This is a genomic window from Niastella populi (assembly GCF_002078015.1).
In the GTDB taxonomy this organism is placed as follows: Bacteria; Bacteroidota; Bacteroidia; order Chitinophagales; family Chitinophagaceae; genus Niastella; species Niastella populi.
Genome location: NZ_LWBP01000195.1, coordinates 43,222 through 59,869, shown reverse-complemented (window position 1 = coordinate 59,869; position 16,648 = coordinate 43,222). Strand labels below are relative to the sequence as shown.

The following is a 16,648-nucleotide window of genomic DNA, read 5'->3' as shown; positions in this document are numbered from 1 at the left end:
ATACCTGATCGCCTTGCCTGAACGAAAGTTCAATGTGCTGACAAACAAAAGCCGAAAGTGTTGCAACCACCTCCGGCTTTGCCCGCCGTAGTTTTAGCGAAAGCGAGCTAATGTTTGGATTACATGCAGCACGTTGTGGATGACTGCTTCTCCCGACTTAGCCGGGAGCTAAAGATTACATAACCCAAAACAAAGCAAATCTATGCAAATTGCTGCGCTATTCCGTCATGGCGTAAGACGGAAGCCGTTTACCAAAACTATGTTCGTTATGAAGTTCACGGCAATCATTTTTCTGGCCACCTGTTTACAGGTTTCGGCAAATGTATTTTCCCAGTCGGTCACATTTACCGGGAAGAACGTTCCCCTAAAGAATGTTTTCAACGTGGTAAAAGAACAGACCGGTTATGTATTCTTCTTTGATGAAGCATTGTTGAAAGGTACACGGCCTGTTACCATTTCAGCACAGCAAATGCCGCTCGATGCATTCCTGAAAGAAGTTCTGAAAACACAGCCCCTGAAATATTCCATCCAGGGTAAAACCATTTTTTTATCGGAAGCGCCTGCGCCGGTAATTATTCAACAGGTGTATGCAGTGAACGTATCGGGCATCGTGTATTCGCCCGACAGGCAGCCATTGCCTGCAGCTTCGGTAAATGTAAAAGGAACCGCTATAGGCACCTCTACCAGCGAAAGCGGGGTCTTTTCACTGAATGATGTTAACGACAATGCCGTATTGCAGATCTCTTCAGTGGGTTTTATGGTTAAGGAAATTGCCATTGCCCGCCTGAAAGCCGGAAGTGATATCCAGGATGTAAAACGGCTGCAGCATGAGAACGGCACTTATAATATTGAAGTTGTAATGACGCGCGCACAGGATACACTGGACGCTATCGTGATCAACAGCTATTCAACCGGTTATCAAACCCTGAGCAAAGAACGCGCTACAGGCGCATTTGCCACTGTAACCGCCGGTTCGTTCAAACAACAACGCCTGAGCTCCCTGAGCTCATTGCTCGAAGGCCGGGTGGCCGGTTATAACAACGGCATAATCCGCGGTACCACTTCCATGAACGGCGTTACCAGCCCCTTGTATGTGATCGATGGTTTCCCCGTGGAGAATACAACATATTCAGGTAATTCACTGGTTGATAATTTACCCGGGCTTAACCTCGAAGACATCGAGAAGATAACCGTGTTGAAAGATGCGGCTGCGGCCTCTATTTATGGCGCCCGCGCCGCCAACGGCGTGGTGGTGATCGTTACCAAAAGATCAAAAAAAGGAAAACCGCAGATCAACGCTTCCGGCACTTTCACCTTCCAGCCTTATAATTATTATACAGATCGTTTAGCCAACTCGGCCGATATAGTGGAGATAGAAAAAGAGTGGGCTGCCGGTAATCCCAATTTTCAAACTGCCAATGCCGCTACCTATGCCAACTCCATGCTCACCAACAATATTTATGTAAGCCAGGGTGTGCAGGCATACCTGAATTATTATGCGGGAAATATTTCGCAGCAGGACCTGGATTCAAAACTCGGTCAGCTTTCACAGGGCGGTTATAAATTTTATGACGACCTGGAGAAATACACCAAACGCAACACCTTCCTGCAACAGTATAATGTGAGCGTGGCGAATGCAAGCGACAAAAACGCATTTTACACCTCCATTACCTACCGCGACAATGCACTGGAAGATAAATATACAGCCAATAAGAACCTGGGGGTGAACCTGCGCAATACCGCGTATCTTACCCGCTGGCTCAACCTGGAACTGAGCAGTTACCTGATGTATGCCGATGGAAAAACACAGGGCTTCGACCCGCTTTCACCCGGTTATAACTATTTGCCATACGATCAGTTGAAAAATGAAGACGGTTCAAATTATACCTCTGCTGCCGCCTCGCGCCTGAGCGCCAATACCATGAACATCATTGACCAGTACAAATTGTACAGCATGGATATTACGCCGCTCGATGAAATTGGCCTTAACATCGGCAGAACGAAAACCTTTATGAGCCGCAGTTATGCAAAGCTCGATGTAAAGTTTGCCAAATGGCTGAACTACCAGGTTTCTTTTCAATACGAGAACAACAACGAGCGCTTCAGCCGGTTATACGATAAGAACAGTTACTATGTGCGCAACCGCGTGAACGGTTTGGCGCAATATACCGCCGCCAATGGGTTCCAATATTTACTGCCTTACGGAAATATTTACAACCGGCAAACACAACAGGGCCACTCTTACAACTTCCGCCAGCAGTTGAACTTCGATAAGAACTTTGGCGGGCATCACAATATTACCGCCATCGTTGGTTCAGAAACGAAGAACATGAAGCTGGAGCTCAATAACCAAACGGATTATAACTACGATCCCAATGTGCTCTCGTATACAATGGTGAATGGCGCTGCGCTGGCCAGCGCTACCGGTTTATTACTGGGCGGCACATTCGCTGCCAGCGACCTCGGTTACGACCGCGAAGTGGTGAACCGTTTTGTTTCTTTCTATGGAAATGTTGGCTATTCTTTCGACGATAAATACCTGCTCACCGGCAGCCTTCGCTGGGACCGCAGTAACCTGTGGGGAACCGATTCAAAATACCAGAACAAACCCCTGTGGTCTGTTGGCGCGGGCTGGAATATTTATAAAGAAGGTTTCTTTACACCAGGTTTTGTAACGCTCCTGAAACTACGCAGCTCTTATGGTATTGGCGGTAATATTGCCAAGAACTCGGCGCCTTACATGACCGCTTATTACAGTGCCAACCTGTTGCTTGGTGGCATCCAGGGTTCCATTAGTTCAAGGCCCAATCCGCTGTTGTCGTGGGAACGCACGTTTACCGGCAATATCGGGGTTGATTTTGCGATGTACAATAACCGCATCACCGGATCGGTAGATTATTATAACAAACGCGGCAAGGACCTGCTGGCCAGTACGCAGGGAGTGCCAACCGAAGGGTGGGGGTACTCTACCTATACCATCAACAATGGCGAAATGACCAACCATGGCATCGAGACCACCATCAGCGCCGATATCGTTCGCTCAAAAGACTGGCGGTGGAACCTTACCGGGTTGATCGCATTCAATAAGAACAAAGTGACCTATGTGAACGTTGAGGCGCCTGTTTACTTTCTGCAGCTGGATTATCCGAATGCGTTCCCGCGGGTAGGCGAGGCGTTCAATTCCATTTATAGTTTTCAGTGGGCCGGTTTAAGCGACCAGGGACTGCCACAGGTGTTTAACGAAAAGGGCGACAAAACAACCGCTACGCCGTCTACACTGGCATCGGTGGTATTCAGCGGACAAAAAGCGCCCAAATACAGCGGTTCATTCAGCAGCACGCTCGATTATAAGAACTTCACGTTTGCTTTTCTTGTGACCTATGAGGGTGGACATGTAATTAGAAATACCGATCTGCCTATGCTGGGCAGCCAGTACAACGGCCTGGTGGGCGGTTATATGACGGCGTTCAAACCTGTTAACAAACGCATCACCGAACGCTGGCGCCAACCCGGCGATGAAGCCTTCACCGACGTGCCAAAAGTTGCATTTGCCGAATCGCCTGGCTTTAGCTCTAACCTGGCAACAATTTACTCATACGCATCTGTGAATGTGCTGAATGCCGGTAATATCCGTTTGCGGAACATTTCACTGGCATACAACCTGCCATCGCGGATCACCAAAAGAGCATTTGTTGAAAGCGCCCGCCTGCAGTTCAATGTGGAGAACGCATTGACCATTGCAGCCGATAAGAATGCAAAATATTTGCTGGGTGGTTATAACAGACCGAATTATGTATGGGGACTGTACCTCGGTTTTTAATCTGTCAATAATAGAGGTGTGCCACACACTCAAGGTGTGGCACACCTGAAAATCTGTCAATAATTTATAAAAGAACGGCTATGACTATCAAGATCACTATAAATTTTGTGCTGCTGCTGGTGGTGGTTGGATTGGGTTCCTGCAAAAAGTATCTCGACGTATTACCCAAAGGCTCAAAGATCCCCACCACGCTGGCCGATTTTGAAGCCCTGATGAGAGATGAATATGGCAACCACAGGGCGCCCGTAACGCAGGCGGTATTGCTGTTGAACGATCGCTGGGAAAGCCAGGGTAACCTGAACTATTACCCGCTGTGGAAAGCCAATTATTATTGGGATGAAAGCGTGAACCGGATCAATTTGAACCTCACCGATGAAAGCGCTTATTATACCGCGTATGCTGCTATTTCTACTTTCAACCTGATATTACAGTATGCGCCAACCGCAACTGAGGCAACCGAAGCAGATAAAAATATGCTGATAGCGCAGGCCAAACTGGCCCGCGCCATGCATTATTTCATTCTGGTGAATTATTATGCCGATACCTACGAGGCGTCGACCGCAGCATCAAAATTAGCGGTACCCCTCATCGAAAGCGCCGAAGTGGATGCGCCGCACCGGCAGGTGACCATTCAGGAAATGTACGATCATATCATCAGCAACGTAACGTCGGCCATTCCCGATCTGCCGGTACAGGGCGCTACCATAGTGCATGGCACCAAAGGCGCAGCTTATGCTTTCCTGGCCCGCGTATACCTGCAGATGAGCGATTATGATAAAGCCCTCTCATATGCCAACCAGGCACTGGCGCAGAACGACAAACTGTTTGATTATACCGCTTACTATCAGCAATACAAAACGCAGATAGAGCAGGCGGGTATGTATCCCAGTTTGCCCACACCCCGTGGATACGATTATATAGAGAACTATATCATGATGCATGGCGAGGTTATTTACAGTAAAAGGGAATGGTATTTACGGGTTGACAGGGCCAGCCGTTTTGAAACCGGTGATGCCATGCTGGCATCGCGCTGGAAGATCAGGACCGTAGGCGCAGATACCTATTACTACGCCATCACCACCGGCCGCTTCAATGAGGGCGGAATCACCACAACCGAAATGTACCTGATAAAAGCGGAATGCCTGGCGCGGAAGAATGACTATACCGGCGCTATGGATGCATTGAATGCGGTGCGGGTTAAACGCATTTTCGCGGCCGATTATACGGCATTGACTGCTGCCAGCACCAAAGAGGCACTGGATCATATCCGCCGCACCAAAGAAAATGAAACGCTGTTTGGCATAGTTGCCTTCGGCGATATGCGCAGGTTCAACAAAGACCCCCTGTATGCAACAACATTGACGAAAACAGAGAATGGCACAACGCTAAGCCTGAAACCCGGTTCGCACATGTGGACAATGCCCATTCCGCTCGGCGCTATCAAAAACCCCGGAAACGGAACTATTCAACAGAACGTAAACCAATAAAACAGGTATCGATGAGGCAAACCTTAATTAGGAAAACATTGTATGCCATCGCCGCACTGGCGATAACCGGATCGCTGTACGCGTTTCAGCGGGCGCCAAAGTATACGCTCACCGGTGAATTCGCAGCGCTGGCAGACGGTACCAAAATGGAACTGGTGCCAACAGGAACACATAAGAATGAAAAGCCCGTAGCTGAAGCAGTTGTGAAAAATGGTAAGTTCGTTTTCACCGGCAGCGTAAGCGGTCCGCGCATTTTTTTCGTAAAGCTGGCTGGTGAAACTTACAGCGGATTTCGGGTAATGGTAGAAAATGCAAAAATTCATGTAACCGGTAAAGTGGAAGAGAAGGAAGTGAGAGGCGAGAGCGCGCATCAGTTCACCGACCTGAAAGTTACCGGCAGCAAAGCGCATGATGAATTTTTGCGCAAGACCTCCCTGCGTGAACGGTTAGGCGTATTGTATGATGCTTACCATATTAATAATAAAGAGGTACTTGACCAATTGAAATCGGCAAATGAAAAGAAAGACTCGGTTTTGGCAAAGCAACTGATAGCATCTGATGCATATAAGAAATTTGCAAAGGAAGAAAAGGAGTTCTTTACAAGGGTTGAAGATTCTATAAAGGGATTGATCCTCGCCCACAAAGACAGCTGGTGGGGGCCCTTCCTGATGCTTGACCAGTTGAGCTATTTTACGCCAAAAGACAAAACACTGTTTGAACAGTTCTCCAGGGAAGCGAAGGAAAGTTATTATGGGAAAATAGTTCAGGCCGACCTGTACCCCAAAAGTTATGTGGGTATGAAAGCGCCCTCGCTGGCGTTTGTAGATTCATTGCAAAAGCCGGTATCATTTGCGAACCTGGCCAAAGGAAAGAAATACGTGGTGATCGATTTCTGGGCTTCCTGGTGCGGGCCCTGCCGTAAGGCCATACCTGCCCTGAAACAGTTTTACCAGGAAATGAGTGACAGGGGCGTGGAGATTATCAGCGTTTCCACCGACAAAAAAGAAGCCGACTGGATAAAAGCCAATACGCAGGAAGCATTTCCCTGGCATAGTTTCCTCGACCGTGCCGGTTTGGCAGATGCCTATAATGTAAAAGCGATCCCCGCCATGTTCCTGCTCACTGGGGAAGGGAAAGTAGTAGCCGAAAACGTTTCGCTGGAAGAGATCAAAGCGAAGATCAGGTAAGATCATTTATTCATGTTAAGAGGCCGTTCCGTTGTGGAGCGGCCTTTTTTGTTAAAGGCAGAAAGGCAAAAGGCAGCGAGGCGGGAAATGAGATATAAATAATTAGGAATGAGAACTACCTTTGCGTCTCATATGCCCAATCCATACATCTCATTATTACGAACCGCCTGGCATTATGCGCGCCAGGAAAGAAAGAAGTATGTACTGATCTATTCATTGTTTATTATCGCCAACGTGATCTATTCACTGAACCCCATTCTGTTTGGCTGGTTCATAGGTAAAATACAACAGGATACGAAACAGGTTTTCTATTATGCAATGATCTACGCCGTTCTGTATTTTACAATGAAACTCGTTGAATGGAGCTTTCACGGTCCGGCCCGCATTATGGAGCGCAACCTCGCCTTTAACCTAAGCCGCAACTTCCTGATGGAACGGTATCACCAGGCCCTGCATTTGCCTGTAAAATGGCACCAGGACCATCACAGCGGGTCTACCATTAACCGCATCAGGAAGGCGTATGAAGCGTTGAAAGAATTTTTCGACAAAGGGTTTATGTATATCCATGCCCTGGCCAAGCTGGTGTTCTCTGTGGCCGCCATGTTGTATTTTTCGCCGGTGTTTGGCGGCATTGGCATTCTGCTCGGTATCTGCACCATCTGGATCATCATGAAATTCGACAAACCCTTTATAAAAACGCTCGATGAAGTGAACGAACGCGAGCACGTTGTTTCTTCCACGCTTTTCGACAGCATCTCCAATATCATGACGGTCATTACGCTTAGGCTTGAGAAAAGTATGGAAAGCGGTTTGCTGAGCAAGATCCAGCTTATAGCCAGACCGTTCAGAAAGAACGCCGCCATCAATGAATGGAAATGGTTTGTGGCCGATATGATGGTGTCGCTTATTTATGTAGTGATTGCTGCTGGTTTTGTATGGCAGAACTGGGAAACAGGTGCCATGTTCCCCGTGGCCGGACTGGTGACCCTGCTTGGTTTTGTAAACCAGTTCACCACCGTGTTTCATGATGTGGCCTGGCAGTACACCGAAATAGTGCAATACAATACGCATGTGGAAACGGCCCGTAATATTGAGAAAACATATGATGAACAGCACCGGCCCGATCAAATGACCGATCTGCCCGATAGCTGGCAAACCATCGAGATCAAAAATCTGCACTTCTCACACCGTACCCAATACGATAGCCAACATGCGCCGCAGAGTTTACATAACCTTAATATTACTATTGGCAAAGGAAAGCGAATAGCGTTGATAGGCGAGAGCGGCAGTGGTAAAAGCACCCTGCTGGCGTTATTAAGAGGTTTATACAATCCTGAAGAAGGGATGCAGTTAACGGTTGATGGCAAGCCTTACCCATTGGCCACCATCAATGAAACCGTTACTTTATTTCCGCAGGAGCCGGAGATCTTCGAGAACACCATTGCTTATAATATTACACTTGGTCTTCCATTTGCCGACGACGACATTATGAGTGTTAGTGAAAGCGCGCACTTCACCGATGTGATACGGCAACTACCCAAAGGCCTTGAGTCGGATATCAGGGAAAAAGGGGTTAACCTCTCGGGCGGACAAAAACAACGGCTTGCCCTTGCCCGTGGCATTTTGGCGGCGCGGGAAAGCGAACTGGTATTGCTCGATGAACCAACAAGCAGTGTTGATCCCAAAACGGAAGCCATGATCTATCAGAAAATGTTCACGGCGTTTAAAAATAAAGCCATCATTTCATCGATGCACCGTTTGCATTTATTGTATCAGTTCGATTATGTGTATGTGCTGAAACAGGGCAGGGTTGCGGCAGAAGGAACGTTTGCGTTCCTGCGTGAGCATAGCGCTGTGTTCCAGGAGTTATGGAAGCACCAGGAGGAAACGGTAAGTAAGCATTAGTGGATTCCTTACTATTGTGAGTAAGGTAAATTTAAAATACTTATCTTTCGCGCCGGTCACGGCGAACGATCTCCGGCGAACGGTATATGCTTACAGGCGATGCGGCCTATTTAATAGATCCGTTTACCGGTGAAGGTATTGGCAATGCCCTGTATTCGGGCCGTATTGCGGCGCAACAGGCCGCTGCGAGTTTGAAGACAAATGATTTTTCTGCTGCCGCCATGAAAGCATATGACGATGAAGTATACCGCGTACTTGGCCCTGAACTGCGTTTAAGCACCGGCTGCAACGGCTGGCAAACAAAACATGGCTGTTCAATTTTCTTATGAAAACAGCCAACTGCGCGAACTGATGTCGTGCATGTTCTACGAAATTGATCTTCGCAAAAAGCTAGCGCAGCCTTCGTTTTATGTAAAGATGTTGCTGAACAGGTAAGGCAATAGGCAATAGGCAAGGGTTCGCGAATCGCGGAATACCCGCCTGCAGGCAGTTGCCGGGAATACCTTACCAAACTATTAAATAATGCTTGCTTAGCGAGATAGCATTTTATCAGAGATCATCAAGCGCGGCAGTAACAATAAACTATAAACCATAAACTATAAACCCCTGGATATTGCTAATTGCCAATTGAACTCTCCCCGCTCAGGTTGCGATGGTTAAATACTTCTTTAGTTATTATACGGCAGTTCTCCGTTAACTGGTCGAGCGTGCAGCTAAGCATATTGATATTTACCGGTAGCTCATTTTCAGTTTCCATCAACTCCATACATAACATATTCCGCTCATTCACTTCCTTATCGCCTTTCAGCCGCTCGAAAAGCTGATACGCGGCCACGCGGTCATTGCCTATTTCAAAACGGCCGTATGCCTCGGGGCCCGCCGGCGTTGTAAGGTGGCAAATAATATAGAATTTTGTTTGCATGGTGTTGTTCAGTTTTTGCTATGACCTGATCTCTCTTCTCATAAACCAGTAATACGAAAGGGCAAAACACACAGTGGTTGCTGCGAACAAACCCGATAATTGCGGCCATACGATCAACACGCTTTCCCTGAAAGACAACGGCGTTGGAATAGCGCCTGCCATTTGTTCCATCGTAAGCGGACCAAGGCTTCGTACTGCCGGCATCAGTAAAACGGTGGTGGCGTCTGCATACAACTGTCCCGGCGAAACCCTGAGCAGATCGAGGATCAGGTTGTTATAATACAGGATGTCTTCCTGCAAAAGAAATGCCGGGTCGGGCAGGAAAGCCTTTACGATCATATTGACCACGATCTTGTAGAAGATGGTAAAGAAAAGCCAGATACCAATGGCGGTAAGTGCCGAAGTGGTGGCCTGTTTGAATTTTACTGAAAGCATTATCGACAGGCTTAACCAGAACGCTACATACAACACTGTCAGCAGGATGAACGAAATAATGCGCAGGATCTCCACCAGTTCGATCATAACGCCGGTAATAAGTAAACCACCCCCGATCATTAGCAGGCCCAGGGAAAGAAATAAAGTGGTAATGACAATGAGCGGACTAATAAATTTCGCCAGCAGGAAATTGTCGCGGTAGATGGGCTGCGCCAGCAACCTGATCAATGTTCCGTTCTGTTGCTCGCTGTTTACCGCATCGAATCCCAGGCCGATCCCTAAAATGGCGCCCAGAAAGCTCATAAAGATATGGAACGAGGGGAGGGAGCCGTCTGTTGTCGTGAGTATTTTTAAATACAACAGGAAACGTTCGGGTTCTGCCCCTGGTTTTATGTTGGTCAGCGATACATAGATGGATGCCAGGAATGTGAGCGCTATCAACGCCAACAGCACAATAAAACGCCAGCTGCGTACCAGGTCGCCAATTTCTTTTTTTACAATTATGGCAAAGGGCGAAGCCGGTTTGCTGTAGTGAACTGTTTTTTCATGAACACCGGCAGCCACCGGTTCGCTAGTTCTTAATACCCTTGAAAAAAGACCTTTGAAATATATTGCCGGATTTTCCATTGGTTTCTTTTTCAGTTGAAATGTTTTCAAAATATCGTTGATATACATCTTCGAGGTTGTACTCTTTCTGATGTACGCCGGTTATATCGAACCCATGTGCAACAAAAAAGCGTACATAGGACGGAGTGAGGCCGGGAGCGCCGGTTATTTCGATACTGTTACCGGATAGCTCCACCGCTTTAACGCCTTCCGTATTCATCAATGCCTGTGTATGAACTTCTGAAAGCTGGGGGGCGCCGCCAAATGATACGGTCACTACCTGCGATTCACGGGATGCTACTTCGGTTGATAACCTGGAAATATGATCATTGGCAAGCAGCCTGCCTTCCACAAAAATGCCTACCCGGTCGCAAACCTGTTGTACCTGGTTCAGGTGGTGCGATGACAACAGAACGGTGATGTGCTGTTGCCGGCTCAGCTGCCTGATGAGTGTAAGGAACTCTTTTACGCCGCCGGGGTCGATGCCATTCGTAGGTTCATCAAGTATAATAACCTCGGGTTGTTTTATAAGCACTTCAGCAAGGCCCAGCCGTTGCTTCATACCACGGGAATAGGTGCCTGCTTTTTTGTGCATGGCATTTTCAAGGCCTACCATTTCCATCAATTCCCTGGCGCGGTCACGCACTTTTGATTCGGGAATGCCATTCAGTCGCGCAATGTACACAAGATTGTCGAGCGCATTCAGGCCGTCATAAAAACCCATGTTATCGGGCATGTAGCCGACCTTGCGTTTAACCGCTACGGGGTTGCTGGTTGCGTTGAAACCACAAACTGTAACAGAACCGGCAGATGGCTCTGTAAGCCCAAGCATCATCAGGATGGTGGTTGTTTTGCCGGCGCCGTTTGGTCCCAGCAGGCCATAGATCTCGCCCCTGCCAATCGAAAGATCGAGGTTGTCTACCGCCTTTAAAGAACCATACAATTTGGTCAACCCTATTAATTCAATGACAGGATTTTCCATACCGATATATTCTTATCTTCTACCATATTTTTTAATAAGGAAATAAACCATACCGATGGCGGCAAGGATAACGGTTACACCCAGCCATCCTGCCAGCCAGCCGGTTGTTACGGTTAACCGGTGCGATGATTCGGCGGTAGCATTGTTGTTTTTGACCGTGAAAGTGGTAAGGTAATCGCCGGCTATGGTTTTTTCGGGCACATTCAGGTTGGCAATCACGTTCACAGAGCTGCCCGGATCGAGCCTGTCGATTTTCGCAGGTTCAAATGTTACATTCCATTTGGTGGGGGTTTGTGCCGAAAGTTCGAGGTTGTCGAGCGGCAATGTACCGTCATTTTTCAGCGAGAGGTAAATAGGTTTGCGGCTGCCTTCGGTGACCTCCCCGCTAAGCAGGCCTGTTGGTGTCGTAAGCTCGATCCCATAAGAGCCTTTTACAACCGCTTCCAGGTTCAGTTCAATGGAGCCCTGTTCAGCTACGGCTGCCACCGGAATGGCATATTTGCCCGGTTTTACCGTAGGGGAAGGCGTTAATTCAATACTAATGTCCTGCGTTCTGTTCGAATCGAGCTTGAAGGACGTAACCAGCATACCGTCAACGCGAAAACTGCTGTTCCAGCCGGGTGGTACTTTGGCCTGTAATTCATAAATGACCGGCCGGTTGGCGCCATTGTGAAGGGAAGCATTGAAACGGAATGTTTCTTTTGCCGTAGCCTCGAGGTTCATGAGGCGGGTGGTGAAACTTGAGTTTTTGTCAGGGCCCGATTTTCCCGGTGCAGCATGGGATAGTAAGGAAAGGGCTGAAAGAAAAACTACAAACAGACTGGGGTAAAGGCCACGGCCTTTGTTCCGCCGTGGTTGACGATGTAGCGCTAGCATAAGATTAACAAACAGGTTTAGTTATTTATTAATAGAATAAAAGCGTCATGAAAAAAGGCAGGCTAAATTAATAAAGGCAAACTATTTCTTCCAAATGAAATTGAGAAAAAATTTCAGAAGAAATTCAATTGAATACTATCTGCCTGTATTTCAAATTAAATTGCCGGGAAAAATACATTGAAACTGGCGCCCTCCCCGGGTTGTGATTCGGCGGTGACATAGCCGTAGTGATTGATGGCCACTTTTTTTACGATGGATAAACCGATGCCGGTACCTGAAGTGTCTTTCTTTTGTTTCAGCCTTTTGAACACATCGAATATTTTTTCACGCTGGCTTTGCTCGAAACCTATGCCATTGTCGGTAACGGTGATGTGGTGATAAGCCTGATTTCTACCGGCAAGTTCTTTAGGCAGGCTGTTTGCCGCCGCCGGTTGGGAAGTGATCGAGATCTCCGGAATTATTCCGGGTTTTGAAAATTTGATGGCATTGGTGAGTAAGTTAAGGAAGAGCTGGTGTAGCTGGAACCGGATGCCTTTGATGGCGGGCAGCTCATTTGACGTAATGCGCGCCTGGTATTCCTGAATGGGAAATTCAAGATCGCTGATGACCGAACGGATGGTGTCGTTCAGATCGACCGTTTCCTGTTCAACATTTTCATTCGAGATGCGGGAAAATACCAGTACCGATTCCATCAGCGCCTGCATATGCGCCGCCGATGCCATGATCTTCTTTGAAAAATTTCTCATCTCTTCTATCGACAGGTCGGGTTCCATCTGGCGGTCGGCGAAAATGCGCATTTTTCTTACCGGTTCTTTCAGGTCGTGGCTAACCACGTACGCAAAGGAGGAAAGCTCTGCGTTCAGGTTTTCGAGTTCCTGATTTTTAAAGGCCAGTTCTACTGTGTTATTGAGAATCCGGTCTTCATATTTTTTTCGTTCGGTGAGGTCGCGGGTAACTTTTGAAAAACCTATCAGCGTTCCGTTTTCATCGTGTAAAGCCGTTATAACAACACTGGCCCAGAAAATGGTGCCGTCTTTTCTTTGTCGCCAGCCTTCATTGGAAGCTCTTCCGTGTTCTTCCGCAGCCTTCAATAACTTATCCGGCAGGCCATCGCGGATATCACCGGGTGTATAAAATGATTTAAAGCTTTTGCCGATGATCTCTTCTGCATTATATCCTTTGATGATCTCTGCACCGGCATTCCAGTTTTGTATATAGCCCTGGGGGTCCAGCAACAGGATCGCATAGTCCTGCACTTCCGCTATCATTTTGTGATAACGTTCTTCACTTCTGCGCAATTCTTCCAGTATCTTTTTGTAACGGTCTTCGGCAAGCTTCTTTTCTGTAAGGTCTTTCGTCATTTTCAGAAATCCGGTCACATTTCCCTGCTCATCGTGTATGGCCGTTATGGTGATGTTGCCCCAGAAGCGGTGGCCGTCTTTTTTAACGCGCCAGCCTTCATGTACAACCTTACCGTTCTTACGGGCTTCCTCGAGTAATGTGTGCGGAAGTTTGTTCTCGAGGTCTGTTGCGGGATAAAAAAGCTGATAACTTTTACCGATGATCTCCGACGCTTTGTACCCTTTTATTTTCTCGGCGCCTTTGTTCCAGGAGAGAATGGTGCCCTGGGGATCGAGAAGGAAAATGGCGTAGTCCTCCACTTCGGAGATCATTTTCTCGAACTTCTCTTCAGCGAGGCCATTATTATCGGGGCCAATCACACGGCTCCTGAACAGATCGGCACGCAATCTTTCATTATTAAAATCCATGGTTCGTCCTGGTTTGGTTCTAAATATAGCGCAGGAGGTAAATCAACTTCTGGAATGTAACGACCCATTTGGGCAAAATACTATTATGGAAAAACGTAATGATCATTAGTATAAAAAATCATGCCAGCCGGCTCAGGCAACAACAATGTTGTGTTTTTTCGAGGCTTCGATCAATTTAAGTGTTTCAATCAATTCGTCTTTGGAGGAATGGGTAAGCTCCTGCAGGAAATCTTTCAATTTAACAAAGCTGAATGGCTTTTCAAGATAACAAACGGCCCCTTCTTTAATGGCCCTGTTGCCATCGATGAAAGCGGCCGAGGTAGAATACATCACAACGGGAATTTCCCGCAAATTTTCATTTCTTTTTAATGTCTTCAGGCTTTCCCAACCGTCAAGTTCGGGCATGTTGATGTCAAGAAAAATGATCTCGGGCTTTTCTTTCGCAGTGTGTAGTTGTTCGATAAGCTCCTTGCCATTTGCAGCGGAACGGAAAACAATGCGATTGTCAATCTTTCTCAGCGCCTCACCGAAGAGGTCTGTGTCATCCCGGTCATCGTCTGCTAAAAAGAAGTTTTTGATCAAGCGGCTCTCGTGATTTTAATGACGCAATTTAGTTAAAATCTTACATAGTATAAGTATGTTGTCTGTTTGCCATTACAGGCAAAGATGATATCTTGTACGCCCATTGGGAAAATAAAATCTATCTGATGAGTGAAATTACATTGCCAAAAGTCGTATTTGGCACCAGCGGTTTGGGAAACCTGTATGTTGCCCTGCCCGAGGCCGATAAATGTGCTATCGTTAGTGAATGTATAAAACATAGCGCCAAACCCGCCGTATTCGACAGCGCCGGAAAATATGGCGCCGGCCAGTCGCTCGAGTCATTGGGTAATTGTTTACGCCAGCTGCAGGTAAAGCCCGGCGATGTGCTGATCAGCAACAAACTGGGCTGGTATCGTATTCCGCTCACCGGCGCTGAGCCAACGTTTGAGCCCGGCGTATGGAAAGATATTAAATACGACGCGGAGCAGCGCATCAGCTATGAAGGTATTTTGCAATGTTATGAGCAGGGCAACGAATTGTTGAACGGGTACCATGCACACCTGGTATCGGTGCACGACCCCGATGAATACCTGGCAGCTGCAGGGGATCGTTCCGACCGCGCAAAACGGTTTGAAAATATTAAAGATGCATATCGCGCTTTGTTCGAACTGAAAGCAAATGGGAAAGTAAAGGCGGTTGGTGTTGGCGCCAAAAGCTGGACCGTAATAAAAGAGATCACCGATGTAGTTCCGCTCGACTGGGTAATGATCGCCAATAGCATGACGCTGCATTCGCACCCGGCCGATCTGTTACAATACATGCAGCAGTTAAAGGAAAAGGGCACGCTTATCATCAACTCCGCGGTGTTCAACGGCGGCTTTTTAACCGGCGGCGATTTTTACAATTATAAACCGGTACAGGCCGGTAATCCCCAGCACGACGCCCTGCTGCAATGGCGGAAAGATTTTAATGCCATTTGCGCGCAGTTTGGTGTAGAACCGGCTCATGCATGTATTCAATTTGGAATTAATGCACCCGGTGTTACCAGTATCGCATTGAGCACCAGCCGACCGCAAAAAGTAAAAGGAAATGTTGATATGGCTACCATTCCCATGCCTGCCGGTTTTTGGGCGGAACTCCAAAAGCGCGGAATGATCACTGCTATGGTAACTACTGTATAATATGGCAGCATAATGCCAAAAGCAGAAGGCAAATACACCTGAAGCGAAGCCGCAAATATTTATGAGTTTCGATCGAAGGAACTATAAACAGTGAACTATGAACTTTGAACTGAAAAACGATCATTTACCCAACAACGCATTGGGCGGATACCCGAAAAAACTTTTAAAGGCGTACGAAAAGTGCGAAAGGTTCTCGAAACCTGTTTCTATATAAACATCATTTGGTTTTCGTTGCTTTTCCTTGATCTGGTAATGCGCCAGATTCAGCCTTTTTTCGGTAAGCCATTTCTGAGGGGTGGTATTATAGATCTTTTTAAAATCCCTTCTGAAAGTGGCCAGACTGCGGCCGGTGAGATAACTGAACCTGTCGAGCGTCATATTGAACATAAAGTGACGTTCCATAAAATCGGAGAGGTCCAGTTTACCCGGCTCTTCAAAATTGGCCAGTAATCCGTCCATAGTGTTATCGATGGCGCGTAAGATACTGATGGCTTCATCTATTTTGATACCGGCCAGATCGGATGGCAGGTCATGCCCGAGATCGAAATAAGGGATCAGCGAGGCCATACAACTTTCCAGTAATGGATGGTTGCTGAAAATGCGGATCGTTTCCAGTGGTTTCGTTCTGCCAATGGCTTTGTGCCGTGAATAGAAATCCTTTAATTTCTCCGTAGTAAGATGCATTGCCACGGCCTTATGCGGCAATCCGTTTGACGGCTGACTGATAACGGTTGTGATCTTATTGCGGGGAATAAGAAAGATATCGCCTGCCGTAAAGATATGAGAGTCGTCGGCCTGAACGATCTTTGTTTCGCCGGAAATAAACCAGATAAGCATGTGATGTTCAAACACCACTTCTGTTTTGAAGCTTTTTCCTTTGAATTCACTCAGTTTAATATGCGCACTGATATATTTGGTTTCGAATTCCATTTGTG

13 protein-coding genes are annotated in these 16,648 nt (G+C 47.2%); 6 read left to right on the top strand and 7 right to left on the bottom strand.

Features of this window, described 5'->3' with window-relative positions:
• Positions 1-268 precede the first annotated feature (268 nt).
• From A4R26_RS20885 to A4R26_RS35680, 5 genes are all read left to right on the top strand, one after another.
• Positions 269-3,820 carry a SusC/RagA family TonB-linked outer membrane protein gene (locus A4R26_RS20885; RefSeq protein WP_081167981.1) on the top strand — a complete coding sequence of 1,184 codons (3,552 nt, stop codon included), beginning with the start codon at positions 269-271 and terminating at the stop codon, positions 3,818-3,820.
• 80 nt (positions 3,821-3,900) lie between these two features.
• Positions 3,901-5,307, top strand: coding sequence for a RagB/SusD family nutrient uptake outer membrane protein (locus A4R26_RS20880; protein WP_081167899.1), 1,407 nt, complete (start codon positions 3,901-3,903; stop codon positions 5,305-5,307).
• A gap of 11 nt (positions 5,308-5,318) precedes the next feature.
• Positions 5,319-6,494 (top strand): TlpA disulfide reductase family protein, encoded by a 1,176-nt coding sequence (locus tag A4R26_RS20875; RefSeq protein WP_081167893.1) that lies wholly within the window; start codon positions 5,319-5,321, stop codon positions 6,492-6,494.
• Between the two features lie 108 nt (positions 6,495-6,602).
• Positions 6,603-8,399 carry an ABC transporter ATP-binding protein gene (locus tag A4R26_RS20870; RefSeq protein WP_242674973.1) on the top strand — a complete coding sequence of 599 codons (1,797 nt, stop codon included), beginning with the start codon at positions 6,603-6,605 and terminating at the stop codon, positions 8,397-8,399.
• Positions 8,400-8,485: 86 nt separating this feature from the next.
• A complete protein-coding gene (locus A4R26_RS35680; RefSeq protein ID WP_242674972.1) occupies positions 8,486-8,728 on the top strand; it encodes an NAD(P)/FAD-dependent oxidoreductase in 243 nt (80 codons plus the stop codon).
• A gap of 287 nt (positions 8,729-9,015) precedes the next feature.
• Here the strand turns inward: A4R26_RS35680 and A4R26_RS20860 are convergent, their stop codons facing one another.
• The 6 genes from A4R26_RS20860 to A4R26_RS20835 all read right to left on the bottom strand — a co-directional run bounded on the left by A4R26_RS20860 (position 9,016) and on the right by A4R26_RS20835 (position 14,571).
• Positions 9,016-9,321 carry a hypothetical protein gene (locus tag A4R26_RS20860; protein ID WP_081167891.1) on the bottom strand — a complete coding sequence of 102 codons (306 nt, stop codon included), beginning with the start codon at positions 9,319-9,321 and terminating at the stop codon, positions 9,016-9,018.
• Positions 9,322-9,339: 18 nt separating this feature from the next.
• A complete protein-coding gene (locus A4R26_RS20855) occupies positions 9,340-10,383 on the bottom strand; it encodes an ABC transporter permease (RefSeq protein WP_081167890.1) in 1,044 nt (347 codons plus the stop codon).
• The gene (locus A4R26_RS20850; protein ID WP_081167887.1) at positions 10,328-11,344 is read right to left on the bottom strand and encodes an ABC transporter ATP-binding protein; all 1,017 of its coding nucleotides are present in this window, start codon (positions 11,342-11,344) and stop codon (positions 10,328-10,330) included. Before A4R26_RS20850 ends, A4R26_RS20855 begins: the two co-directional genes overlap by 56 nt.
• 12 nt (positions 11,345-11,356) lie before the next feature.
• Positions 11,357-12,220 (bottom strand): COG1470 family protein, encoded by an 864-nt coding sequence (locus A4R26_RS20845; RefSeq protein WP_081167884.1) that lies wholly within the window; start codon positions 12,218-12,220, stop codon positions 11,357-11,359.
• 155 nt (positions 12,221-12,375) lie between these two features.
• Positions 12,376-13,989: a PAS domain-containing sensor histidine kinase gene (locus tag A4R26_RS20840; RefSeq protein ID WP_081167881.1), complete on the bottom strand. Its 1,614-nt coding sequence runs from the start codon at positions 13,987-13,989 to the stop codon at positions 12,376-12,378.
• A gap of 132 nt (positions 13,990-14,121) precedes the next feature.
• Complete coding sequence (locus tag A4R26_RS20835) at positions 14,122-14,571, bottom strand: response regulator (RefSeq protein WP_081167878.1); 450 nt, start codon at positions 14,569-14,571, stop codon at positions 14,122-14,124.
• 125 nt (positions 14,572-14,696) lie between these two features.
• Between A4R26_RS20835 and A4R26_RS20830 the strand changes: the two genes are divergently transcribed.
• The gene (locus tag A4R26_RS20830; RefSeq protein ID WP_081167874.1) at positions 14,697-15,713 is read left to right on the top strand and encodes an aldo/keto reductase; all 1,017 of its coding nucleotides are present in this window, start codon (positions 14,697-14,699) and stop codon (positions 15,711-15,713) included.
• A 120-nt stretch (positions 15,714-15,833) separates the two neighbouring features.
• On the opposite strand, the gene A4R26_RS20825 is transcribed toward A4R26_RS20830, so the two are convergent.
• A complete protein-coding gene (locus A4R26_RS20825; protein WP_081167870.1) occupies positions 15,834-16,643 on the bottom strand; it encodes a helix-turn-helix domain-containing protein in 810 nt (269 codons plus the stop codon).
• Positions 16,644-16,648: the final 5 nt, after the last annotated feature.

Bases quoted from the DNA above. Each gene is read 5' to 3' on its own strand.
- A4R26_RS20885 (WP_081167981.1), top strand. From the start codon at position 269: ATGAAGTTCACGGCAATCATTTTTCTGGCCACCTGTTTACAGGTTTCG.
- A4R26_RS20880 (WP_081167899.1), top strand. From the start codon at position 3,901: ATGACTATCAAGATCACTATAAATTTTGTGCTGCTGCTGGTGGTGGTT.
- A4R26_RS20875 (WP_081167893.1), top strand. From the start codon at position 5,319: ATGAGGCAAACCTTAATTAGGAAAACATTGTATGCCATCGCCGCACTG.
- A4R26_RS20870 (WP_242674973.1), top strand. From the start codon at position 6,603: ATGAGAACTACCTTTGCGTCTCATATGCCCAATCCATACATCTCATTA.
- A4R26_RS35680 (WP_242674972.1), top strand. From the start codon at position 8,486: ATGCTTACAGGCGATGCGGCCTATTTAATAGATCCGTTTACCGGTGAA.
- A4R26_RS20860 (WP_081167891.1), bottom strand. From the start codon at position 9,321: ATGCAAACAAAATTCTATATTATTTGCCACCTTACAACGCCGGCGGGC.
- A4R26_RS20855 (WP_081167890.1), bottom strand. From the start codon at position 10,383: ATGGAAAATCCGGCAATATATTTCAAAGGTCTTTTTTCAAGGGTATTA.
- A4R26_RS20850 (WP_081167887.1), bottom strand. From the start codon at position 11,344: ATGGAAAATCCTGTCATTGAATTAATAGGGTTGACCAAATTGTATGGT.
- A4R26_RS20845 (WP_081167884.1), bottom strand. From the start codon at position 12,220: ATGCTAGCGCTACATCGTCAACCACGGCGGAACAAAGGCCGTGGCCTT.
- A4R26_RS20840 (WP_081167881.1), bottom strand. From the start codon at position 13,989: ATGGATTTTAATAATGAAAGATTGCGTGCCGATCTGTTCAGGAGCCGT.
- A4R26_RS20830 (WP_081167874.1), top strand. From the start codon at position 14,697: ATGAGTGAAATTACATTGCCAAAAGTCGTATTTGGCACCAGCGGTTTG.
- A4R26_RS20825 (WP_081167870.1), bottom strand. From the start codon at position 16,643: ATGGAATTCGAAACCAAATATATCAGTGCGCATATTAAACTGAGTGAA.